At 70.5% G+C, this 21,732-nt stretch carries 23 protein-coding genes; 16 read left to right on the top strand and 7 right to left on the bottom strand.

The features are described 5' to 3' along the window. The first annotated feature begins 171 nt into the window (after nucleotides 1–171). Both AW273_RS19760 and AW273_RS19765 read left to right on the top strand, forming a co-directional pair. A complete protein-coding gene (locus AW273_RS19760) occupies nucleotides 172–801 on the top strand; it encodes a class II aldolase/adducin family protein (RefSeq protein ID WP_062350115.1) in 630 nt (209 codons plus the stop codon). 72 nt (nucleotides 802–873) lie between these two features. Then, nucleotides 874–1,743 carry a hypothetical protein gene (locus AW273_RS19765; RefSeq protein WP_157555959.1) on the top strand — a complete coding sequence of 290 codons (870 nt, stop codon included), beginning with the start codon at nucleotides 874–876 and terminating at the stop codon, nucleotides 1,741–1,743. Between the two features lie 10 nt (nucleotides 1,744–1,753). Here AW273_RS19765 and AW273_RS19770 read toward each other — a convergent pair whose 3' ends face one another. Then, nucleotides 1,754–2,947, bottom strand: a complete 1,194-nt coding sequence (locus AW273_RS19770; protein ID WP_083949874.1) for a pyridoxal phosphate-dependent aminotransferase — start codon at nucleotides 2,945–2,947, stop codon at nucleotides 1,754–1,756. Nucleotides 2,948–2,979: 32 nt separating this feature from the next. Further along, nucleotides 2,980–4,557, bottom strand: a complete 1,578-nt coding sequence (locus AW273_RS19775; protein WP_062349888.1) for a DUF885 domain-containing protein — start codon at nucleotides 4,555–4,557, stop codon at nucleotides 2,980–2,982. 103 nt (nucleotides 4,558–4,660) lie between these two features. Between AW273_RS19775 and AW273_RS19780 the strand changes: the two genes are divergently transcribed. Continuing rightward, the gene (locus AW273_RS19780; protein ID WP_062349891.1) at nucleotides 4,661–5,863 is read left to right on the top strand and encodes a DUF4032 domain-containing protein; all 1,203 of its coding nucleotides are present in this window, start codon (nucleotides 4,661–4,663) and stop codon (nucleotides 5,861–5,863) included. On the opposite strand, the gene AW273_RS19785 is transcribed toward AW273_RS19780, so the two are convergent. Next, nucleotides 5,844–6,329 carry a 2-thiouracil desulfurase family protein gene (locus AW273_RS19785; protein ID WP_062349893.1) on the bottom strand — a complete coding sequence of 162 codons (486 nt, stop codon included), beginning with the start codon at nucleotides 6,327–6,329 and terminating at the stop codon, nucleotides 5,844–5,846. The genes AW273_RS19780 and AW273_RS19785 overlap by 20 nt on opposite strands. A 170-nt stretch (nucleotides 6,330–6,499) precedes the next feature. Here AW273_RS19785 and AW273_RS19790 point away from each other — a divergent pair, with 170 nt between their 5' ends. Genes AW273_RS19790 through AW273_RS19805 form a run of 4 tightly spaced genes read left to right on the top strand, consistent with a single transcriptional unit; the run spans nucleotide 6,500 to nucleotide 8,506 of the window. Beyond that, the gene (locus tag AW273_RS19790; protein ID WP_062349896.1) at nucleotides 6,500–6,871 is read left to right on the top strand and encodes a hypothetical protein; all 372 of its coding nucleotides are present in this window, start codon (nucleotides 6,500–6,502) and stop codon (nucleotides 6,869–6,871) included. Between the two features lie 3 nt (nucleotides 6,872–6,874). Next, complete coding sequence (locus AW273_RS19795) at nucleotides 6,875–7,708, top strand: hypothetical protein (protein ID WP_062349898.1); 834 nt, start codon at nucleotides 6,875–6,877, stop codon at nucleotides 7,706–7,708. Continuing rightward, entirely contained in the window at nucleotides 7,705–8,118 is a 414-nt protein-coding gene (locus AW273_RS19800; protein ID WP_232327512.1) for a roadblock/LC7 domain-containing protein, read from the top strand. Before AW273_RS19795 ends, AW273_RS19800 begins: the two co-directional genes overlap by 4 nt. Before the next feature lie 16 nt (nucleotides 8,119–8,134). Further along, nucleotides 8,135–8,506 carry a hypothetical protein gene (locus AW273_RS19805; protein ID WP_062349900.1) on the top strand — a complete coding sequence of 124 codons (372 nt, stop codon included), beginning with the start codon at nucleotides 8,135–8,137 and terminating at the stop codon, nucleotides 8,504–8,506. Between the two features lie 23 nt (nucleotides 8,507–8,529). Here the strand turns inward: AW273_RS19805 and AW273_RS19810 are convergent, their stop codons facing one another. Beyond that, the gene (locus AW273_RS19810; protein ID WP_062349902.1) at nucleotides 8,530–9,735 is read right to left on the bottom strand and encodes a thioredoxin family protein; all 1,206 of its coding nucleotides are present in this window, start codon (nucleotides 9,733–9,735) and stop codon (nucleotides 8,530–8,532) included. A gap of 91 nt (nucleotides 9,736–9,826) precedes the next feature. Between AW273_RS19810 and AW273_RS19815 the strand changes: the two genes are divergently transcribed. Together AW273_RS19815 and AW273_RS19820 are read left to right on the top strand one after the other, a co-directional pair. Further along, complete coding sequence (locus AW273_RS19815) at nucleotides 9,827–11,485, top strand: NAD(P)/FAD-dependent oxidoreductase (protein ID WP_062349904.1); 1,659 nt, start codon at nucleotides 9,827–9,829, stop codon at nucleotides 11,483–11,485. Then, nucleotides 11,482–12,897 carry an ATP-binding protein gene (locus tag AW273_RS19820; RefSeq protein ID WP_062349907.1) on the top strand — a complete coding sequence of 472 codons (1,416 nt, stop codon included), beginning with the start codon at nucleotides 11,482–11,484 and terminating at the stop codon, nucleotides 12,895–12,897. Before AW273_RS19815 ends, AW273_RS19820 begins: the two co-directional genes overlap by 4 nt. A gap of 3 nt (nucleotides 12,898–12,900) precedes the next feature. Here the strand turns inward: AW273_RS19820 and AW273_RS19825 are convergent, their stop codons facing one another. Further along, nucleotides 12,901–13,488, bottom strand: a complete 588-nt coding sequence (locus AW273_RS19825; protein ID WP_062349908.1) for a hypothetical protein — start codon at nucleotides 13,486–13,488, stop codon at nucleotides 12,901–12,903. Nucleotides 13,489–13,592: 104 nt separating this feature from the next. Between AW273_RS19825 and AW273_RS19830 the strand changes: the two genes are divergently transcribed. Together AW273_RS19830 and AW273_RS19835 are read left to right on the top strand one after the other, a co-directional pair. Further along, nucleotides 13,593–14,096 carry a SigE family RNA polymerase sigma factor gene (locus tag AW273_RS19830; RefSeq protein ID WP_062349911.1) on the top strand — a complete coding sequence of 168 codons (504 nt, stop codon included), beginning with the start codon at nucleotides 13,593–13,595 and terminating at the stop codon, nucleotides 14,094–14,096. A 23-nt stretch (nucleotides 14,097–14,119) separates the two neighbouring features. Next, the gene (locus tag AW273_RS19835; protein ID WP_062349913.1) at nucleotides 14,120–14,893 is read left to right on the top strand and encodes a hypothetical protein; all 774 of its coding nucleotides are present in this window, start codon (nucleotides 14,120–14,122) and stop codon (nucleotides 14,891–14,893) included. A 113-nt stretch (nucleotides 14,894–15,006) separates the two neighbouring features. On the opposite strand, the gene AW273_RS19840 is transcribed toward AW273_RS19835, so the two are convergent. Continuing rightward, on the bottom strand, nucleotides 15,007–15,738 hold the full coding sequence (locus tag AW273_RS19840) for a hypothetical protein (protein WP_062349916.1): 732 nt from the start codon (nucleotides 15,736–15,738) through the stop codon (nucleotides 15,007–15,009). 33 nt (nucleotides 15,739–15,771) lie between these two features. Then, nucleotides 15,772–16,344, bottom strand: a complete 573-nt coding sequence (locus AW273_RS19845) for a helix-turn-helix domain-containing protein (RefSeq protein WP_062349918.1) — start codon at nucleotides 16,342–16,344, stop codon at nucleotides 15,772–15,774. Between the two features lie 97 nt (nucleotides 16,345–16,441). Here AW273_RS19845 and AW273_RS19850 point away from each other — a divergent pair, with 97 nt between their 5' ends. From AW273_RS19850 to AW273_RS19870, 5 genes are all read left to right on the top strand, one after another. Continuing rightward, a complete protein-coding gene (locus AW273_RS19850) occupies nucleotides 16,442–17,905 on the top strand; it encodes an NCS1 family nucleobase:cation symporter-1 (RefSeq protein ID WP_062349920.1) in 1,464 nt (487 codons plus the stop codon). Beyond that, nucleotides 17,902–18,621, top strand: a complete 720-nt coding sequence (locus AW273_RS19855; RefSeq protein ID WP_232327513.1) for an aspartate/glutamate racemase family protein — start codon at nucleotides 17,902–17,904, stop codon at nucleotides 18,619–18,621. The genes AW273_RS19850 and AW273_RS19855 overlap by 4 nt, the downstream gene beginning before the upstream one ends. 12 nt (nucleotides 18,622–18,633) lie before the next feature. Next, entirely contained in the window at nucleotides 18,634–19,215 is a 582-nt protein-coding gene (locus AW273_RS19860) for a DUF4291 domain-containing protein (RefSeq protein ID WP_062349922.1), read from the top strand. A gap of 30 nt (nucleotides 19,216–19,245) precedes the next feature. Then, entirely contained in the window at nucleotides 19,246–19,878 is a 633-nt protein-coding gene (locus AW273_RS19865; RefSeq protein WP_083949875.1) for an alpha-ketoglutarate-dependent dioxygenase AlkB, read from the top strand. 358 nt (nucleotides 19,879–20,236) lie between these two features. After that, complete coding sequence (locus AW273_RS19870) at nucleotides 20,237–21,721, top strand: hypothetical protein (RefSeq protein ID WP_062349924.1); 1,485 nt, start codon at nucleotides 20,237–20,239, stop codon at nucleotides 21,719–21,721. Nucleotides 21,722–21,732: the final 11 nt, after the last annotated feature.

The following is a 21,732-nucleotide window of genomic DNA, read 5'->3' on the forward strand; positions in this document are numbered from 1 at the left end:
GACCAACCTGTGACGTGACCGCGATGGTCTGTGTGCCGATCACGGCGTTTTGCCTGCTTATGGGGGATATTAAACATAGGACGATCCCCTCTTTACACCCGCGCTTTACCGCATCTTATGCCCTATATGAGGGCTACTGGTATAGACCGGCTGCCAGATAAAGTGATCGCCATGAAGGAGCTCCAAGAGGAGTTGTGCCGCCACGGCCGCCGCGCCGCCTCCCTCGGCCTGGTCATCGGCACCTCGGGAAACCTCAGCGTGCGCGCCGGCGACCTGGTCACGGTCACCCCGTCGGGCGTCGCCCTCGACGCGCTGACCCCCGAGGACTGCCCGGTCCTGACCCTCGACGGCGAGATCGTCTCGGGGTCGCGCGCGCCGTCGTCGGAGACCCCGATGCACCTGTCCCTCTACCGCGCGACCGGCGCGGGGGCGGTGGTCCATACCCATGCCGTGTTCGGCACCGTGGTCGCCTCCACGCTGACCGAACTCCCGGCGATCCACTACAACGCCCTGCTGCTGGGCGGCACGGTCCGGGTCGCCGAGTACGCCACCTACGGCACCCCCGAACTCGCCGCCAACGTCGTGCGCGCCCTGGAGGGAAAGCAGGCGGCGCTGATGGCCAACCACGGGAGCGTGTCGATCGGCCGCACGCTGGAGGAGGCGTTCGAGGCCACCCGGCTGCTGGAGTGGCTCTGCGAGGTGTACGTCCGGGCCCTCGGCGTCGGCACGCCCCGCGTCCTTACCGAGGACGAACTGGTCGCGGTGATCGCAAGGGCGAGTAAGGGTTCGGGAAACGCCTGATCGTCGCCCCTTCGGGGCGGGATCCCCATTGGTCGAATGACCCCGGGATCTTCTCGCCAATAGGGGGACACGATGAGATTGCTGGTCAATGCCGCGATCGTCGCAGGGGTGGCCGTCTCGGCCGCGCAGGCGCCGGCGGCCGCCGCGCCGAACCCGGTCAACACGATCAAGGTTCTGTGCAGTGTCAGCGCGCTCCGCAACGCCGTCGTCGCGGCCAACATGACTCCGGCCGTGCTGAAGCTGGCGCCGAACTGCTCGTACGGCCTGACCGCCCCGCTTCCCACGATCACCGGCCGGATCACGCTGAAGGGCGCCAACACCTCGATCAGGCGCGCCCAGGCGGCCGTCCCGTTCCGCGTCCTGGACGTGGGCCCCACGGGCGACCTGACCGTCGAGGACGTGTTCGTCATGAACGGCCTGCTCGGCGCCGGCGACGGGGCCGGCGTCCGGAACGCGGGCCGGCTCCACCTGCGGCGCGTCACGGTCGCGGGCAACCTCGCCCAGACCGGCAACGGCGCGGGCCTGTACAACTCCGGCCGCGTCATGATCCGCAACTCCGTCTTCGCCACCAACCTGGCGCTGGGCGGCAACGGCGCGGGCATCCACAACAACGGCGACCTGCACCTCGTCGACAGCACGGTGGTCGGCAACGCCGTCAACGCCCGCGGCGGCGGCCTCTACACCGCCCCCGGCCGCGTGACGCGCGTCGTCCGCAGCGCCGTCAACGCCAACCTGAGCGCCTCCCAGGCCGGCGGCGGCATCGTCAGCGCGGGCACCACCACGCTCGACGACACCTGGGTCCGGCTCAACAAGTCCATCGGCGCGGGCGGCGGCGTCCTGGTGCTGCCCGGCGGCGTCGTGACGCTGCGCCGCACGGGCATCCGCGACAACGTCCCCGACAACTGCTCCCCGCTGAACGCGGTCCGGGGCTGCGCCAACTAGGGGAATCCCCTCACGCCACGCTTCCCGGCAGCCGGTAGATCGGGGCGGGCTCGATCTCGGGAGCCCGTCTCCGGCCCCGGCGCGGGGGCGCCTCGTCGGCACAGAGGTAGGCGTACATGCCGGCGAGGAGGCGTTGCACGTCGGCGTGGGGGCGCACGACCAGGCGCAGGAAGCGGCTGTTGAAGCCCAGCTTGTTGCCGCACTCGCGGATGTAGACGCCGTGTTCGCGGATCAGGTAGTCGCGCAGCTCGCGGCCGTCGCGGCCCTCGGGGAGCTTGCACAACACGAAGTTGCCCTGCGACGGGAAGACGGTCAGGCCGGTGAGGGAGGCGAGCTGGCGGATCATCATCTCCCGGTCGTGGGCGACCAGGCGGAGGCTGTGCCGGTATTCGTTCATGTGGGCCTTCAGCATGAAGACCACGACCTCGGCGAAGGAGTTGAGGTTCCACTTCGGCAACACGCGCCGGACCAGCCCGGCGATCTGCGGATTGGCCACCAGGTAGCCGAAGCGCACGCCGTGCAGCCCGAAGTTCTTGCCGAGGCTCTTCAGCACCACCACGTTGGGCCGGATGACCGCCTCGTCGGCGACGCTGGCCGACGGCTCGGCGTCGACGAACTCGATGAACGACTCGTCGACCACGACCAGGTCGAGGTCGGTCAGCCGGTCGAGCATCCGCACCACCTCGTGGCGGGGCAGGTAGCCGCCGTCGGGGTTGTTCGGGTTGCAGATCACCGCCACCCGCGAGCCGCGTTCACGGATGAACCGGAGGTAGCTCTCCACGTCGAGCCGGAAACGCTGCGACTCCAGCAGCGGGAACATGTCGCAGCGTTTGCCGGTCTCCAGCGGCTGGTCGGTCCAGCGGCCGAAGGTGGGCACCGGCACGGCCAGGCTCTCGCGGACCAGCAGGTGGTCGAGCCAGGTGATCAGCTCGGTCGAGCCGTTGCCCATGGCGATCGTGGAGGGGTTCAGGTCGAGGGTGGCGCACAGCTCCTTGGTGATCGTCTCGGCGTCGCTCGGGTAGTACTTGAGCACGTCGACCAGGTTCGCCCGCAGGTCGTCGAACATCGCCGTGGTCGGGAAGTACGGATTGCACGGGATGCAGAAGTCGACCAGGTCGTCACCTGCGGCGCCGCGCCGCAGGGCGAAGTAGGACGGGCTGTGCGCGTCGCTCCGCAGCAACGCCAGGTCCACGGATGCTGTCACGCCGGAGAATACGCGCCACGCCGCCGCCGCGTTCAGCCGAGCACGGCCTTGCGGGCCAGCCCCAGGGGCAGGCCGCCGCTCCCGGCGATGCGGTCGTGGAAACTCTTCAGGTCGCCGGTGTACTCGTCTCTGATCTTCTCGATCTCGATCGCGCCGGTCAGGTAGCTGGGCGCCTGGGTCGGCCAGGCGCAGTAGCGGTTCACCTCGCCCTTGGCGGTGCCGGGCGACAACGACGCCTTGGTCGCCATGTGGATCTCGGCCTCCTCGATCGACATCTCGCCGCAGTGCAGGGCGGTGTCGACGACGATGCGGGCGGCCCGCCAGATGCGGCAGTCGAGGTGGGCCAGCTCGGTCTCCGGGGTGTCGTAGTAGCCCTGCTCCCACATGAGCTTCTCGACGTAGAGGCCCCAGCCCTCGACGAAGTAGGGGGTGCGGAACACCTTGCGGATCCGGCGGGAGCTCTCGCCGATGTGGGCCAGGTGCCAGTGGTGCCCGGGGTAGGCCTCGTGGACGGCGATCGAGGGCATCTGCGGCCGCGAGTTGGTGCGCAGCCGCTGCCTGACCTGCTCCTCGGTGAAGTCGTCGGGGGTGTACGGCACGAAGAACACCCCCTCGCGGGCGGTGCTCAGCGGTGGGGGCGCCAGGTAGTTGGCGACCGCGATGATGGGCCGCTGGAACTCCGGCGACGGCAGTACCCGGCAGTGTTCGCCCGCCGGGAACGTGACCAGGTCGCGGTCGCGCACGTACTGACGGGCACGTTCGGTCTCGGCCTCGTATTCGGCCCGCATGGCCGCGAGGGTGGGCGGGTGGTCGTTCATCAGCGACTCCATGGCGGGACGCCAGGAGTCGAAGCCGAGCTTGCCGGCCACCTCGTTCATGCGGGTGTTCAGCGCCTCCCATTCGGCGACGCCCTTGGCGTGGAGGTCGGCCGCGCCGTAGCCGAGCATCTCGCGTTCGCGCAGCAGGCCCGAGTAGAGCTCCTCGCCCATCCGCCAGGCGCCGCGGGCGGTGAAGCCGCCGAGGAAGGCGACCAGGTCGTCGAAGGCCTGCGCGGCCGGTTCGGCCGCCGCCGCCAGGCGGGCGCGCAGCGCGGGATCGCCGACCTGCGCGGGCAGCGTCTCGGTCAGGAACCTCCGGCCGGTGCGCGCCTGTCCCAGCCCCCGGGTGACCAGCAGTTCGGCGGCGAGGTCGGGCGACAGGTTGGCCTGGCAGGCGGCCAGCACCGCGGGCACCTCGCCGAGCCGCGCGATGGCCGCCTCGACGAGCTCGGGCTCCGGGGAGAGCCGCTGCTGGAACGGGGTGAACATGGCCGCGAAGATCGCGTCGAGATAGGGCGCCGGAGCCCGCCGCCACTCGGGCCAGCGGGCGCTGAGCACCTCGCCGCGCAGGTGGGCCAGGGCGAGTTCGTGGTCGATCCGGTCGTCGGGCGAGGGCCCGGGGTCGGCGTTGGAGAGCCGGTCGAGCCACAACTCGGCGGCGCGCTCGCGGCGGATGAACCCCTCTTCGCTGAAGTCGCCCAGAGTGTGGTCGAATCCGGGGGCGCCGAGCAGGGTGGCCCGCACCGGATTGTCCTTGAGATACCAGTCGACGAACTCGTCCAGCAGCGTCATGCGGCGACCCTACCCCCGACCCCGGTCGCCACAAATGACTGACATCCGCGACACTTAATCGCATAGGTCCCCCCAAAGTAGGAGCAACCAGGTGCCACTACAGATGACCGGTGCCCCTTCGGATCCCGATCTCATCCGGCTCCCCTGGGACGTCCCCCTCGAAGAGTGGCCGGAGCACCGCCTGGTCGCCCTCCCCCGGGGCATCTCCCGCCACGTCGTCCGGTTCACCCGCATCAACGGCACCGTGTACGCCATCAAGGAGATCAGCGAGCGGTACGCCAAACGCGAATACCGCCTGCTGTGGGACCTCAACCGGCTCGACACCCCCTCGGTCGAACCGGTGGCCGTGGTGACCGGCCGCGAGAGCAAGAGCGGCGAACGCCTCGACTCGGCCCTCATCACCAGCCACCTGCAGTACTCCCTGCCGTACCGGGCGGTCCTGTCGGGCGCCCTGCGCCCGGAGACCCTGGAGCGGCTGCTCGACGCCCTGGCGGTGCTGATCGTCCGGCTGCACCTGACCGGCTTCTACTGGGGCGACTGCTCGTTGTCGAACACCCTGTTCCGCCGCGACGCGGGCGCGTTCGCCGCCTACCTGGTCGACGCCGAGACCGGCGAGCTCCACCCGATGATCAGCGAGGGCCAGCGCCACCACGACATCGAGGTCGCCCACGTCAACATCTACGGCGAACTCCTCGACCTGGAGGCCGGCGACCTGCTGTGCCCGTCGATCGACCCGCTGGTCTTCGCCGAGCAGATCGTCGAGCGCTACCACCGCCTGTGGGACGAGCTCAACTCCGACGAGATCATCGAGGAGGTCGACTGGCACAAGGTCGACCAGCGCATCCGCCGCCTCAACACCCTCGGCTTCGACGTGGCCGAGATGATGGTCCGCCGCAAGGCCGGCACGGGCCGCCTGATCGTGCGCCCCAAGGTCGTGGACGCCGGCCACCACCAGCGCCGCCTGCTGCGCCTGACCGGCCTGGACGTCGAGGAGAACCAGGCCCGCCGCCTGCTCAACGACCTCGACTCCTTCACCGTCACCCACGGCCTGCGCCACGAGGACGAGGCGATAGTGGCCCACCGGTGGCTGGCCGAGGTCTACCAGCCGGTGATAAACGCCATCCCGCCGGAGCTGCACCGCAAGCTCGAACGCGCCCAGTTGTTCCACGAGGTGCTGGAGCACCGCTGGTTCCTGTCGGAGGCGGCCGGCAAGGACGTCGGGCTGGCGGCGGCGGTCCGCAGCTACATCGACAACGTGCTGGTCCACCGCCCCGACGAGAAGGCGATCATCGGCGCAGAGCTTTAGCCGCGTCGGCGATGCGGTCCTCGCCGAAGACCTCGACGCCGTTGGCGACCAGGAGCGCCGCCGTCACGCCCTCGCCGGGCAGCTTCCGGACGCGGAAGGTGCCGTCGTAGACGCGGAGCGAGCCGCACGACGGGCTGCCCTCCTTGAGGACGGCGATCCGGACGCCGAAGGAGCGGGCGACCGCGAGGCACTGGCGGGCGCCTTCGAGGAAGTGGGCGGTCACGTCGTGCCCGTCGGGGGTGAGGACGCGGGCCGCTCCGGCGAGCACCGCGGCGCCGCCCGCCCCGCCTTCGATTTCCGCCGGGGGCCGGGGCACCGGGAGACCGCCCTCGACCTCGGGGCAGAACGGGACCAGCCGTCCTTCGGCCCTCCAGGCTGCGAAGACGGCGTCGTCGCTGGTCTTGGCGCCGCCGTCGTAGCGGACCCGGCGGCCCATCAGGCAGGCGCTGACGAGAATTCGTTCCACCTCATCAAGTTTGCAACACGGCTTGCACCAGGTATCAGGTTCCTCCTTCCACTGACAAAGTCTTTATGTCAGGAAACAAGCCAACACATGGTGTTTCGCTGAGTGATTCTCCGATTTCTCTATGGTTTGAACCCACCACTTGGCGGGGGTAACCGGATGAGGAGTTGCGGGTGATCGGCATCGAAGACTGCCTGTCCGAGGCGATGGCCATCCCGGGAGCGCTCGGCGCCATCCTGGTCGACCACACCAGCGGCACGGCGCTCGCGATGGAGGGCCTGCCCGACCCGGAGCGGTCGGCGATCGGGCTGAGCGAGACCTTCCGCGCCACGCTCGACGGGCTGGCCCTGTCATCCCCCGATGGAACGGTCCGCATAGACGATCTGATCATCACCACCGACCACGGCTACCAGCTCATCAAGCCGATGGAGACGATGTGGGACGGCCCGTTGCTGATCTGCCTGCGGCTCGACCGCGACCGGGCGAACCTGGCCCTGGCGCGGCGGCGCCTCGACAACATCTCCCACGAACTGATCGCGTCGTGACCGGTGCCGATCGACGACGTGCTCTCCGAACTGGCGGAGAGCGGGGCGACCGGCGCCCTGAAAGCGGGCCGGAGCGGCACCGTCTACCTGAGCAAGGGCCGGGTCTGTTACGTGGAGTGCGCGCGGACGCCGACCGTCGAGGAGCTGCTGACGGCCACGGGCCGGCTCACCCTCAGCGGGATGCGGACGGCCCGTCAGACCGCGGCGGCCACCGCCGACGGCGGCGACATGCTGGTCCGGCGGGGTGTGCTCAGCCGGGGCGAGCTGCAGCTGTGCGTTCTCGGGGCGACCCTGGACGCCTCCTTCTTCCTGTTCGGCGCGAACGTGCCGAAGCCCAAGTTCCGCGAGGGCGACCGGCACTGGCTCGGGATCCACTGGTTCTTCGACGTGCCGGGCCTCTTCCGGGAATGTCACCGCAGGAGGGCCCGGTTGGACCGCGCCTGGCCATCGGCCGAACTCGACAGCCGCCCGGTGGTGCCGGTACGGCGCATCCGCGCACAACACGTGGTGCTGACCGCGCTCCAGTGGGAGATCCTGCTCAACGCGGACGCCGAGACCACACCCGCCGAACTGGCGAAGCGGATCGGACGGCCGGCGTACCCGACGCTCCTCGCGGTCCGCGAGATGGCCGCGGCGGGTCTCCTGGAGTGCCCGGAGCCGCCGCCGCCGGAGAAACCTCCGGATCTGCCCAAGCGCGTGGCGGGCGCGGCCCCGCGGGCGACGGCCGGAGGCGGCGACGGCCGTCGGGCGCGGTCGTCCTATCCCGAGATCAGCGGAGACCCGACGGACGTGAATCTGCTCATCAGGCTGCGGAACGCGCTGGAGGCCTTCCAGTGATCACGCGCCCGTGGCTCAAACGGGCCGGAAAGGGCATCCCGATGGATCTGCGCCGCGAAATCCACGAGGAGATGCTGCTCCTCAGAGGTCGCACGAACGAGATCACCGGCGTCCTCACCTGCACCGTCGACGGCATGCTCGTCTCCGCCGACCTGGCGGAGAACGTCGACCAGACCGCGGCGCTCACCTCGGCGGTGCTCTCGATGAGCCGCCGGATGGCCGACCTGACCAGGATCGGCGAACTGGAGGAGACCCTGATCTCCGCCACCCGCGGCTTCACCGCCCACTACGCCGCGGGTCCCAAGCTCGTCCTCACCGTGCTGGCCGTCCCGGGGGCCAACCTCGGGCTGCTGCGGATCGAGGGCAGGAAGACGGCGGCGAAGATCGCCGCCATCGTCGAACGCGAATGACAGGAGAAGACTCGCCATGGCGAACATGGACATCTCGCTCAAGGAGATGATGGCGATCGACGGCGCTATCGGCGCCGCCGTGGTCGACTACAACAGCGGCATGAGCCTGGGCGTGCTGGGCGGGTCGAAAGACCTCGACCTGCAGATCGCCGGGGCCGGCAACACCGAGGTCGTGAAGGCCAAGCTCCGCACGATGGACAGCCTGGGCCTGAAGGACGCGATCGAGGACATCCTCATCACCCTGTCCGGTCAGTACCACATCATCCGCCCGATCACCGGCCGGGGCGGCAAGGGCCTGTTCCTCTACCTGGCCCTCGACCGCAACCGGGCCAACCTGGCGATGGCCCGGCACCTGCTCCGGTCCATCGAGGACAAGTTGGAGATCTGAGATCGCGGACCGGCGTGAGCCGCTCAGGCGGAGCCCAGGAGCGGCTCACGGTTCTCCTTGGCCGGGAACAGCTTCTCGCCGGGCATGGGCAGCCCGAGGGTGTCGGTCACCCGGCGGATCAGCTCGGCGTGCGACCTGATCCCGGGCAGCCGCAGCAGTTCCTCGCCCTTGCGGGTGAGCAGCACGGTGGGGGTCCGGTCGACGCCCATCGAAGCGGCCGCGCCGATCGCGGTCTCGACGTCGACGACGGCGCCGATCAGCTCGTCGTCGTACTCGGCGACGATGCGGTCGATCACGGGAGTGATCCACTCGCTGGCCAGGCAGTCGGTTCCGGTGAAGGTGAGGAGCACCGGAGCCGGCCCCATGACCAGTGACGCGAGGTCGCGTTCCCCGGTGACGATCCGGCGCCGGGGCGCGACCCGGGCCGGCCGGTCGGGTCCGGTGAGCATGCGCGCGTACGCGTCCGCCAGCCGCGGCGGCCCCGACAACCCGTTGACGGCCAGGCCGTGGAACAGCAGGCGGGCGCAGTCGGCGCGGGAGACGTGGTCGAGGTCGATCTCCTTCAGCGGCGGCGCGAACGACAACACCGCCTCGCAGTCGACCGGCCCGGCCAGCGACAGGATGGTCAGCGACTCGGTCGATCCGAGCCGCCACAGGCAGCCCGGCTCCATGTTCTCGGTGCCCAGCCGCAGGTAGCGCAGCCCGGTCATGCCGCCCAGGGCGCCGAGCCCGTGGCCGCGTACCTCACCGCCGGAGACGCCGACCACCGCGGCCGAGGTGCGGGCGATGTGACCGAACGAGGCGTCGGTGATCGACGCGCCGCCGAGCTTCACCTTGATCAGAGGGCTGTTCTCCGGCAGCGGCACGTCGCCGGTGATGTTCGGCGACCACAACTCCAGGCTTTCGAGCGTGGTGAGCCCCTGGATGGCGCGGACGCCCTCGTCGGTGAACTTCCCGGTCACCGCCAGGTCGCGCAGCGCCGACCGCTTGGCGATCAGCCGCAGGTCGTCGTCACAGACGCCGCTCAACCGCAGACCGGTCATCTCGGGCGCCTCGGCCAGCCGTTCGGTCGTCGCGGCCACGTAGGCGAGCTCGACGTCCTCGGGGACGGGGATCTCCCCCGTGGGCCGGAACTCCCCCATTGTCTGCCCGGCCGGCCGATCACCGACCACGACGAAGTGGACCTCGCCCGGCAAGGCCGTCTCCGGGAATCTCAGCACACGCTCCATTCGCGAAGAATCCCCAGGTCAGCGCCCTTACCAAACGCCTAGGAAGGTACGTTGGAAGCAATGACCCTCCGAGCGTGTTTTTATGGGGCATATGGCGAATCCGGCGATCCTGACGGTGGACGACGACCCCGCGGTGTCCCGCGCGGTCTCCCGTGACCTGCGGCGGCGCTACGGCGACCGCTACCGCATCGTGCGCGCCGACTCCGGCGAGTCGGCGCTTGAGGCGTTGCGGGAGATCAAGCTGCGCGGAGAGCAGGTCGCCGTCCTGGTGGCCGACTACCGGATGCCGCAGATGAACGGCATCCAGTTCCTCGAAGCGGCAATGGACCTCTTTCCGCTGGCCAGACGCATTCTTTTGACCGCCTATGCCGACACGGAAGCGGCCATCGACGCGATCAACCTCGTCGACGTCGACCACTATCTGCTGAAGCCGTGGAACCCGCCGGAGGAGAAGCTCTACCCGGTCATCGACGCCCTGCTGGACGCCTGGATCGCCACCCCCGACCGCCCGGTGACCGAGATCCGCGTCGTCGGGCACCGCTGGTCGGCCGAGTCGTACGCCGTGCGCGACTTCCTGGCCCGGAACCTGGTGTCCTACCGGTGGCTGCTGGCCGACGACCCCGAGGGGCGTCGCCTGCTGACCGCGGCCGGGCTGACCGAGAACGACGTGCCGCTGGTGGTGACCCCCGACGGCAAGTCGCTGGTGCAGCCGTCGGAGATCGACCTGGCCCCCCATGTGGGCCTGACGACCACGCCGGCCAGCGACTTCTACGACCTGGTGGTCGTCGGCGCGGGCCCGGCGGGGCTGGGCGCGGCGGTCTACGGGGCGTCCGAGGGGCTGCGTACCGTCCTGATCGAGCAGCGGGCCACCGGCGGCCAGGCCGGCCAGAGCAGCCGCATCGAGAACTACCTGGGCTTCCCCGACGGGGTCAGCGGCGCCCAGCTCACCGAGCGGGCCCGCAGGCAGGCCCTGAAGTTCGGCACCGAACTGCTGAGCGCCCGCGAGGCGGTCGCGCTGGAGGCGGGCGGCTCGACCCGGGTGCTGCGCTTCGACGACGGCACCTCGATCGCCGCCCACACCGTGGTGCTGGCGACCGGCGTCTCCTACCGGATGCTCCAGGCCCCCGGCCTGGCGGGCTTCACCGGCCGGGGCGTCTTCTACGGCTCGGCCTCCACCGAGGCCCCCTCGTGCCTCGACCAGGACGTCTACATCGTCGGCGGCGCCAACTCGGCCGGCCAGGCGGCGGTCTACTTCTCCCGGTACGCCGCCCGCGTGCACATCCTGATCCGGGGCGAGAACCTCGAACGGTCGATGTCGAACTACCTGATCAAGCAGATCGCCGCCCACCCGACGATCCAGGTCCACCCGTACACGGAGATCTGCCAGGCCGAGGGCGACGAGCACCTCGAACGGCTGACGCTGCGCGACACCCGCACCGGCCAGATCCGCACCGCCGACACGACGTGGTGCTTCATCTTCATCGGCGCCGAGCCCCGCACGGCCTGGCTCGACTCCGTCGTCGAACGCGACCGGCACGGCTTCGTGCTGACCGGGCCCGACCTGCTGAGCGGCGGGCAGCGCCCCGCCGGGTGGGCCCTGCCGCGTGACCCCTACCACCTGGAGAGCAGCATGCCCGGCGTCTTCGCGGCGGGCGACGTGCGCTCCGACTCGGTCAAACGCGTCGCCTCGGCAGTGGGCGAGGGCGCCATGGCCGTCTCCCTCATCCACCGTTATCTGGAGGCGCAATGAGCGACCTTCTGACCCCGGACGACCTCCGCGGCCTGTTCCTCTTCGAATCCCTCAACGACGACCAGCTCCGGCTGATCGCCGACTGCGGCCGGGTGATCCACTATTCGGCCGGCACGCTCGTGTACGAGGAGGGCCGGCCCGCCACCTGTTTCATCGTCCTCCTCGACGGCACGATCACCCTGAGCCGGCGCGTCCGCGGCGACGACGTCGAGTTCATCCGCAGCGACCAGCGCGGGGCCTACGGCGGCGCGACCCAGGCCTACATGACCGACCAGAGCGAGCGCACCTACAACAACTCGATGCGCGCGTTCACCGACGTGACCGTCTACGAGATCCCCGCCGACTCCTTCGCCGAGTGGACCCGGTCGTGGTTCCCGATGGCGATGCACCTGCTCGAAGGCCTCTTCGTCGGCATGCGCTCCACGCAGACGGCGGTCGGCGAGCGGGAGCGCCTGCTCGCCCTCGGCGCGTTGTCGGCCGGGCTCACCCACGAGCTGAACAACCCCGCCGCCGCGGCGGTGCGGGCCACGTCGATCCTGCGGGAGCGGGTGGCCGGGATGCGCCACAAGCTCGGGATGATCGCCGACGGGAAGATCGACGGGAGCCGGCTGCACAAACTGGTCGAACTACAGGAGATCGCGGTCAAGCGGGCCGCCTCCGCGCCCGAGCTGACCGCCCTCCAGACCTCCGACGCCGAGAGCGCCCTGGAGGACTGGCTCGACGACCACGACATCGCCGGGTCGTGGGACATCGCGCCCACCCTGGTCGCCGGCGGCATCGACGCCGAGTGGCTGGAGACGGTCGAGTCGTGCGTCGGCGAGGGGAACCTGGAGGGGGCGATCCGGTGGCTGACGTACACCATCGACACCGAGCTCCTGATGGGCGAGATCGACGACGCCGTCTCCCGCATCTCGGGCCTCGTCTCCGCCGCCAAGCAGTACTCCCAGCTCGACCGGGCCCCGCACCAGACGGTTGACGTGCACGACCTGCTCGACGCGACGCTGACCATGCTCCAGGCGAAGATTCCCGAGGGGGTCAGGCTCGTCAAGAACTACGACCGCTCGCTGCCGCTCGTCCCCGCCTACGCGGCCGAGCTGAACCAGGTGTGGACCAACCTGATCGACAACGCCCTCGGCGCCATGGACGGCTCCGGGACGCTGACCATCTCGACGTGCCGCGACGGCGAGAACGTGGCGGTCGACGTCGAGGACACCGGGCACGGCATCCCCCCGGAGGTCCGGCCGCACATCTTCGAGCCGTTCTTCACCACCAAGGCGGTCGGCGAGGGCACCGGGCTGGGGCTCGACATCTCCTACCGGATCGTGGTGAAGAAGCACCACGGCGACATCCGGGTCGACTCCCGGCCGGGACGCACCAACTTCCGGGTGCTGCTGCCGGTGGAAGACGCCTGACGTTCAGCGGCTGACGGCCTTCGGCCGGAGCAGCAGCACCAGGCCCCCGGCAGCCACGAACCCGCCCAGCGCGTAGGGCCAGGCGGGTGACTCCGGGACGGGCGTCGCCCCCGGGACCGGCCGGAACGGGGTGCCCCACGGGTGGCCCGGCGGTTTGATCGCGCCCCACGGGTCGGGCGTGTCCGCCACCCGCATCGGCTCGTACTCCGGCGGCGAGAGCGCCAGGCCGCCCGGGACGGTCAGCGTGCCGATCTCGTCGTGCCCGTAGTAGTCGAGCAGCGCCTCGACCTTCCACTCGCCGGCGGGCAGGATGATCGACGTGGCGTAGTGGGAGGGTTCGGCGAGGCGGGCGCCCGTGAAGTCGTATCGCTCCCCATTGCGGCTGAAGCGCAGTGTGGTGTCGCCGAACGCGTCGTCCGTGATGGGCTCGGTGCCCAGGGCCAGCACCCAGTAGCCGATCGTGTGGGCGACGCCGGGCCGGATCTCGGGGATCGGGTCGAGTTCGGTCGACGCGAACCCTCCGGCGGCGGCCGGGACCGGCACGGACAGCAGGGCCAGCGCGCCCAGTACGAACACGATTCTTCGGATCATGCCCCTGATACCCGCGGCGGAGCAGAAAGGTTCCGGTCAACCCGGAGGCGGTCCCGCGGCGTGTCCTTGAGCGGCAGACAACCGGAGAAACGAAGGGAGCGCGGGTGGATGCGGATTTCGCGGACTTCGTCCGCCGCCGGGGCGACCACCACCTGAGGACCGCCGTGTTGCTCACCGGCGACTGGCACGCGGCCGAGGATCTCGTGCAGACCTCGCTCGGGAAGCTCCTGGCGGTGTGGGACCGGCTCGACACCACGGCGGGGCCGGACGCGTACCTGCGGAAGATCATGGTCAACACGCATCGGTCGTGGTGGCGGGCGCGGTGGCGGCGGGAGATCCCCCGGGCGGAGCTGCCCGACACGGCCGGGCCCGGCGACCTGTCGGAGGGGCGGGTGGTGGCCGAGGAGGTGCGGGCGGCGTTACGGCGGTTGCCGGCGCGGCAGCGGACCGCGCTGGTGCTGCGGTTCTTCGCCGACCTCCCGGAGGCGGAGGTGGCCGGGCTCATGGGCTGCTCGGCGGGGAGCGTCAAGGCGCACGTGCACAGAGGACTGAAGGCGATGCGGAAGCTGGTCAACCGGACCGAGGACGAAGGGAGTGTGCTCCGGTGAACGATCGACACGAGGAGGCTCTGATGCCGGAGAACGAACTGCGCACACTGCTGGCCGAGGCCAGCGCCGACCGGCCGCCGGGTGTCCGGCTCCTGCCGGTCGCGCCCCGTCCGCGCCGGATGTGGCTCCCGCTCGCCGCCGCCGCGGCGGCGGCCGCGACGGCGGTGATCCTGGTGTTGCCGGGGACGACGCCCTCGGCCGACGCCCAGGTGGCGGCGGCGGTCGACACGACGTCGTCGGAGAGCTACCGGATCGAGACGGTGTCCGGCGCGAAGACCTTCACCGGGGCCTTCGACCCCGAGCGCCGGGTGGGGGTCATCGTCAGGAACGACGGGGCCGAGACCCGGTTCGTCGGGGACACGGTGTACGGGAAGGACCCCGGCGACACGAAGTGGTTCGCCGGGCCGCGCTTCGACGACGAACTGGTGCGGGCGCCGGGCGCGGTCGGGCTGGTGAAGCTCATGCCGCTCGACCCGACAGCGGCGCTGAGCCGGCTGCGCGCGGCGACCGAGGTGACCGAGCAGGGCCCGGCGAGCGGCGAGGGGTGGACGGGCACCCGGTTCGCCTTCACCCTGCCCGACGGCGTTTCCGGCCTGGTCGACATCGACGACCAGGACCGGATCAGGCGCCTGGAGGTGACCTTCGCCGCCGACGGCCACACGAACGTGATGGAGTTCGGCGACTTCGGCACGGCCGTGACCGTCGAGGCCCCGCCCCAGGACCAGATCTCGGCCGAGCCCAGGGAGAAGCCGGTGGGCGTCAAGCCCGCCGACACCGCGCCGGCCGTGAAGCCCTGATCCCTGCCGGAAGAAGGCGTCACCGGGGTGCGCTCCGCGCCCCGGTGACGCGTTTCGCCAGGCGGGATCCGCCGCACGCCGCGGAGGCTCGGCCACGCGGGTACCGGCGCCGGTCAGCTCCGCGAGATCACGAACGTGTCCTCCCGGTCGCCGGCCGGCGGGACCGGGCCCCGGCGCCGGAGCCGCCCGGCCAGGAGGACCGCCACCACGCCCACCGCCGCGCCGCCGATGGCCCAGCCCCACGGCACGCCCTCGTCGGCGCGGACGGCCGGAGCGGCGACCGGAGAAGCGACCGGGGCGGCGGCCGGGGCGGCGGCGGCCGGCCGCGACGGGGCCGGGGCCGTGGAGGTGGTGCCCGCCGTCACGACGTGCTCGGCGTCCCACGGGAAGCCCGGCGGCTTCACCGGCCCCCAGTAGTCGGTGACCGTGCCGCCGGTCTGGGTCGGGAACGGCGGGGGCACGACCTCCAGACCGCCCGGCACGGTGAGCTGCCCGAGGTGGTACGGCGCGAAGATGCCCTGCACCCCTTCGAGCTTCCACGTGCCCTCGGGCACCTGGATCGTCGTGGCGAAGTGGGCCGGCTCGGCCAGCGGCGTACCGGGGAAGTCGAGCACCTTCGACCCCTGGGTCAGGCGCAGCCCCGTCCGCATGTCGGATTCGGGCCCCTCGAAGGGGTGCGTGCCGTGCTGGAGGACCCAGTAGCCGATCGTGTACGTCGCCCCCGGCTCGATCGTCCGCGGGAGCGGGTCGAGTTCCGTCACCGCCCACGCGCCGGCGTTCGCGGGAACGGCCGGGAGGAGAACGGCGGCGACGACCGCCAGGGCGGCCAGAATTCGTCGTGTCATACCCCTGCTACCGGCCCGCGCGGGAAAAGGTTCTCAGCGGTGCACGATCAGCCACGTCGCCACGGCGGTCACCTTGTCGGACCGGTTGCCGATCAGGTGGGGGCGGTCGCACGGGAAGGTGACCGAGTCGCCGGGGCCGAGCGTCACGGTCTCCGACTCGAACTCGACGGTCAGCTCCCCGGCCGTGACGGTGCCGACCTCGTAGCCGTCGTGCTTGAGGAACTGGCCGTGGGCGTTGGAGATCGACAGCGGCGGATAGGTCGACTCGAAGAACTCGACGTCGGGGGTGGCCGACGGCGACAGACGCCGGAACGTGATGCCGCCGCTGAGCAGGATGGGCGCGACCTCCCCGGCCCGCCGCACGGCGAACGCCACCGGCTGCACGTCGGCGGGGTCGAACACCTCGGCGAGCGGCACGCCGATGGCGGTCACGTAGGCGATCAGGCGGGAGACCGACGGGCGCATGAGGCCGCGTTCGATCTGCGAGACGGCCGACGGGGAGATGCCGAGCTCCCTGGCGACGGCGCGCAGCGACAACCCGGACCGCTCGCGCAGCTCACGCAGCCGGGCCCCGAGCCGTTCGGTTCCGAGGGCCTCGGCGTCCATGGCTCCTTACCGATTGTCACAACGGGTTAACAACGCCGAAACGGGTCAAGCGTTAAGTGATTGCTTAACAACAGCATATCCCCCCGAGGAAGCCGCGATGACCGACGTCCGAACAGGCCTCATCAAACCCGGCTACGACCCCCGCCTCGCCAACGAGGACCTCGCTCCGCTGAAACAGCAGACCTGGTCGTCCTACAACATCTTCGCCTTCTGGATGTCCGACGTGCACAGCGTCGGCGGATACGTCACCGCGGGCTCGCTGTTCGCGCTCGGGCTGGCGTCGTGGCAGGTGCTGCTCGCCCTGCTCGCCGGCATCGTCATCGTCCAGGTCTTCTGCAACCTGGTCGCCAAACCCAGCCAGGTCACCGGCGTGCCCTACCCGGTCATCAACCGGGCGATCTTCGGGGTGCTCGGCGCGAACATCCCCGCGATCGTGCGGGGCGCCATCGCGATCGCCTGGTACGGCGTGCAGACCTACCTCGCCTCACAGTCGCTCCTGATCATCTTCCTGAAGTTCTGGCCGTCGACGGCCTCGCTCAACGAGACGACCTTCCTCGGGCTCTCACCCCTCGGGTACATCTGCTACGCCATCCTCTGGGTCGCCCAGGCCGCCGTGTTCTGGAAGGGCATGGAGGCGATCCGGCGGTTCATCGACTGGGCCGGTCCCGCCGTGTACGTCGTCATGGTCGTCCTGGCGGTCTACCTGGTGAGCGAGGCGGGATGGGAGAACATCTCGCTCGACCTGAGCGCGGGCGAGAGCCTCGGGTTCGCCGAGTCGATCCCGGTCATGCTCGGGGCCATCGCCCTGGTGGTGTCGTACTTCTCGGGGCCGATGCTGAACTTCGGCGACTTCTCCCGGTACGGAAGGTCGTTCGAGGCGGTCAAGCGGGGCAACCTGCTCGGGCTCCCGGTGAACTTCCTGTTCTTCTCGATCCTGACGGTCATCACCGCCTCGGCGACGGTGCCCGTGTTCGGGGAGCTGATCACCGACCCGATCCACACGGTCGAGCGGATCGACACGCCGTTCGCGATCCTGCTCGGCGGGCTGACCTTCGTCATCGCCACGATCGGCATCAACATCGTGGCCAACTTCATCTCACCGGCGTTCGACTTCTCCAACGTGTCGCCGCAGAAGATCTCGTGGCGTACCGGCGGGATGATCGCGGCGGTCGGGTCGGTGCTGCTGACGCCGTGGAACTGGTACGGCAACCCCGACGCCATCCACTACACGCTGGGCGTGCTGGGCGCGCTGATCGGGCCGCTGTTCGGCATCCTGATCGCCGGCTACTACGTGATCAGCAGGCAGTTCGTCGACGTGGACGCCATGTTCACCATGTCGCCGACCGGCCGCTACTACTTCAGCGGCGGCTACAACCCGAACGCGATCTACGCGATGCTGGCCAGCGGGATCCCGGCGATCCTGTCGGTGGTCGTGCCGAAGCTGGTCGGGTCGGGCCTGTGGATCGCCGACTACTCGTGGTTCATCGGGTGCGGGCTCGGCTTCGTCGCCTTCATCGCCTTCGAACGGCGCAACCCCCGGATCCTCGTGGACGCCGGGTGACCCACGTCAAGGTGATCAACCCCAACACCTCCCGGGACATGACCGAGATCATCGGCGCGTGCGCCCGGGAGGTGGCGGCCCACGTCACCGCGGTCAGCCCCGCCATGGGCCCGGCCTCGATCGAGAGCCACTACGACGAGGCGCTGGCCGTGCCGGGCGTCCTGACCGAACTGCACGGCGCCGACGCCTACGTGATCGCCTGCTTCGGCGATCCGGGGCTCGACGCCGCCCGCGAGGTCGCCGACGGCCCGGTGGTCGGCCTGGCCGAGGCGGCCATGCGCGTCGCGACCCTGGTCAGCCGGAGCTTCAGCGTCGTCACCACACTGGGCCGGACCGTCCAGCGCGCCCTCGACCTGGCCGAGCGGTACGGCTGCGCGACGGCCTGCCGGGGCGTGCACGCCTGCGAGATCCCGGTCCTCGACCTCGACGACGAGGCGTGCGACCTCGTCGCGGAGGTCGCGGAGGCCGCTCTCCGGCGGGACCGTTCCGAGGCGATCGTGCTCGGGTGCGCGGGGATGGGGGCGTACACGAAGGAGATCTCCCGGAGGATCGACGCCCCGGTGATCGACGGTGTCCAGGCCGCGGTCACCCTGGCCGAGTCGCTCGTCCGGCTCGGGCTCACCACCAGCAGAAAGGGCGAGTACGCCGCTCCCCCGCCCAAGCCCTACGCGGGCCTGCTGGCCGAATTTCAATTGCGGGCGGAACGCCCGATCTGAAGACTTCGCCGCATGATTCCGCCGCAGCAGATCCGCGCCCGCCACGACGAGCACACGATCACCGTCTACCAGGCCTACAACCCCGAGATCGGCGAGTACGCCGCCGCCCGCGACCGGTTCGCGCCCACCTACAACCGGAACCGGATGACCTGGGTGAAGCCGTCGTTCCTGTGGATGATGTACCGCTCCGGCTGGGCGACCAAGCCCGGCCAGGAGCGGGTGCTGGCCATCCGGATCACCCGGGAGGGCTTCGAGTGGGCGCTGGCCCATTCGGGGCTCAGCCACTTCGACTCGTCCGTCCACCAGGACAGGGCGGAGTGGACGGCCACCCGGCACCGGCCGGTCCGGATCCAGTGGGACCCGGAGCGCTCGCCGGCCCTGCACGCGCTGCCGCACCGCTCGCTCCAGATGGGCCTGTCGCGCGAGGCGGTGGACCGGTATGTGGACGAGTGGATCGTCGGGATCGAGGACGTGACCGCCCTCGCCCACCGGATCCACGCGCTCCGGCCCGACTCCCGCCCGGCCGAACTCCCGGTGGAGCGCCCCTACCCGCTCCCGGCCGACATCGCCGCCACCTGCGGGGTCTCCTCATGATCGAACACGTGTTTGATAGCCTGACGTGTCATGAGCGTTGTGTTCCAGCCGTCGCTGCTCGACGCGACGGCCGACCACGAAGGGCCGGGGCCGCTCGGCGGCCACGTCCACCGCACCCTTCTGTCTGACGGCGCCTGGATCGACGTCCGCCCCGGCTGGATCTCCGGGGCCGACGCCCTCTTCACCCGCCTCGCCGACACCGTCCCCTGGCACGCCGAACGGCGCCGCATGTACGACAACGTCGTCGACGTCCCCCGCCTCCTGGCCTTCTACGACGAGGGCGAGCGCCTGCCCGACCCCCTGCTCGACCAGGCCAGAACGATGCTCGACGAGCACTACCGCGAGGAGCTGGGCGAGCCGTTCCGCACGGCGGGCCTGTGCCTCTACCGCGACGGCCGCGACAGCGTCGCCTGGCACGGCGACCGCATCGGCCGGGGCTCGACTGAGGACACGATGGTCGCGATCGTCTCGGTCGGCACCCCCCGGGCGCTGCTGCTGAGGCCCCAGGGCGGTGGCACGACCATCCGCCACGACCTGGGCCACGGCGATCTGATCGTCATGGGCGGGAGCTGCCAGCGCACGTGGGAACACGCCGTCCCGAAGTCGGCGAAGCCGCTGGGCCCCCGCATCAGCATCCAGTTCCGGGTGAGAGGGGTGCGCTGACCCCTGCCCGGCCGCTGACGAGGATCGGCGGAACCACCGCCGACCTGACGTGCGGGGGATACTGCCGCACCTGAAGCCGAAGGACGCCGCCGCACCTGATGCGCAAGGGACACTGGCACACCTGGCCCACGGGCACACCGACGCTTTCCGGAACAAGTGACCTGCGCCGGATCGCCGCCGTCGACTCGAAGCGAAATGGGGTCGTGTCGTTATCGCCGCCCCAAATTTCCAAGCCGCGCCAAACAGCACCATTCGTCCAGATGAATTCGCGCTACGATCGTCGCCCTGCCGTCAATAGTCGGGGAATGGCGTGTCAATACGTATTGCGACGGTAATTGTCGGCATTTACTCCGTCGCCATGCTCGGCGCTCTCGCGTGGGCGATACTCACCGGGGACTGGCACGTCTTCTTCCTCGCGGCCGTCGGGGAGCGCCATGGCTCCGCCAGCATGGAGCTGGTGCTCCTGGTGCTGTTCGCGGCCGGGTTACGCGGGTGGCTGATCTGGACGGTGCTGGTCCGGCCCCCGTTCCAGGGGCCGCGGTGGACGCGGGTGCTGCGGGTCCTGCTCTATCTGAACGTCGTCCTGTTCCTGCTGAGCCCTGCCCTCCCGCCGGTGGCGGGATTCGTCGCCTACCTGGTGACCCTTCCGGTGGTCGTGATGCTGCCCCTGGTGTTCCGCGAGGTGCCCCTGGCGGTCCGGGTGGCCGTCGCGGTCGCCGGGGTGGCCGCGTGTCTCCTGCCGGTCTTCGTCGAGACACCGGGTGTGACGATCGTGTGGCCGATCGCGGTGGTGCTGCTCCAGGTCTTCTGCGGGTGGAGCCCGGTCACCAGGTGGCTCGGACTGGCCGCGCTCGTCCACGCCGGCGTGATGAGCCTGCTGCCGAGTCAGTTCACGACGTTCGTCGATCTGAGCCGGCCGTTGCTGCTGCTGTACTCCTTCGCGGTGATCCAGGCGTTGTGGCTGGCCCACACCGCCGCCGACCTGGGCCGCGACCGCACGACCGCACCGCTGGGGTTCCGGATGGGCGCGGTTCTGCTGGCCTCGCTGGTGGCGGGGACGGTGGCCGTGGCGACCCTGCGCCCGCCGGTGGAGACGCTGGTCGTCAACGAACTCACGAGCGGCGGGGAGGACGTCCCGGAGTTCACGGCCGGGTGCGAGCGCTGGACGGCGCTCGGGGAGGAATACGTCACCACCCCGCCGCACGAGCGGGAGAAGGCCTACCTGTGCCTGGCCGGCCAGTACGACGAGCGGTCCGACGCCGCCCTGCTGGCGGAGGGGCGCGCCCGCTGCGCCGCCGACACCCTCTACGGCGGCACCCTGGAGAGACTGGTCTACCTCTGTCCCGACAAGGCGGGCACGGCGGACCCCGGACTGCTGCTCGGCCGGGCCGTCGTGGACACGATCCACGCGGCGTGCACGGACCCCTGGCCGCGCGTCCGGTCGCGCGGGCGGTTCCCCACCGTGCCCTACCTGCTGGAGAAGCCCGGAGAGGGCTACCAGGTGGTCACCAACCGCCTGCGCGGGGAGTCGCCCGGCTGGCTCGACGAGGAGCCGATCCCCGTCGGGCCGGGCGTCCAGGGGGTGTGCGTGACGTACAAGACGCTGAAGCAGCCGCCGCCCCTGCGGGCGGACGGGTGGCGGAGTGTCGTGGAGGTGCCGCTGAGCTCCCACGGCACGGTCCAGTTGAGAGGGGTCCACCCGAACTTCCTGGACGAGATCGGCGAGGGCCGGCAGCGGATGCGGATCTACACCCGCGACCTGGCCGTGGAGGGCCTGCGGGCCGAGCAGCACTTGATCGTCACGTTCCCCGGCCGCTCGGTGAAGAGGGTCGTGCACAAGTGACGCCGATCGCC

It is taken from the genome of Herbidospora yilanensis (assembly GCF_001570565.1).
Lineage (GTDB): Bacteria > Actinomycetota > Actinomycetes > Streptosporangiales > Streptosporangiaceae > Herbidospora > Herbidospora yilanensis.